This is a genomic window from Heliobacterium chlorum (assembly GCF_014502795.1).
GTDB lineage: Bacteria > Bacillota > Desulfitobacteriia > Heliobacteriales > Heliobacteriaceae > Heliobacterium > Heliobacterium chlorum.
Window position 1 is genome coordinate 1 of the sequence record NZ_JACVHF010000121.1, and the last position, 804, is coordinate 804.

General features: G+C 48.4%; 1 pseudogene. It reads right to left on the reverse strand.

Annotated elements, in window-relative coordinates:
- Window positions 1–804, reverse strand: a pseudogene (locus H1S01_RS20490) (DNA polymerase); the annotation flags it as partial.

Below are 804 nucleotides of genomic sequence, written 5' to 3' on the forward strand. Positions count from 1 at the left end.
GTGTGTATCCTTCGCCGCATAGACCAGAGCGACATCCAATGACACTTCATCAAATCGGGTTTTTCCAAAGAGTTCATCAAAGGTGTGGCTGGTATCTTCAAATCCAAATTTGCGACCATATTTTGTGGCTAGATTCTTTAGGGCATAAGATGGCTCATTCTCATTCAACAAGGCCATAGCCACGCGGGTATCGTGAGCCATCCCTCGCATCCGGATTCCATGGCGAATCAACATGTGCATATCGTACTTGGCGTTATGCAGTACCTTCCCGACCGTTGGATTTTCCAGCATTGGACGCAGCCATTCTAACACTCGTTCCCGGGACAACTGTTTACCGACTTTATGGGCCACCGGAATATAAACGTGATAATCCGCCTTCGGTAAAGTTAGCGACATGCCAACGATTACATCCCGGTACACGTCCAAACCTGTTGTCTCCGTGTCGAAGGCTATAATTGGTTCATCTTGTAGATCAGCGACCAACCGCTCTATTTGATCTTCTGTTTGAATTAAGCGGTAATTTTCCGGCGTGTGAGCAACCATCTCTTTTAGTACAGCGTGCTTTCGCTTTTCCTGCAATTCTCTCCAGAGACGCAACGCATGGGCCTTAGTTAATTTCCGCAGGCTCTCTACACCGAGACCGATTTCCCCCGCCTCAATAGCAGCCTTGACACCCTTCAATCGTTCTTTATCCAACTCACCGATTTTCAACGCCAGGATCGCTGTCTGTAATTTACCGGATGGCCGCACCCATCCAGTGAACCAGACTTCTTCCCACGTCGGTTCTCGCTTTGCCATCTCTTT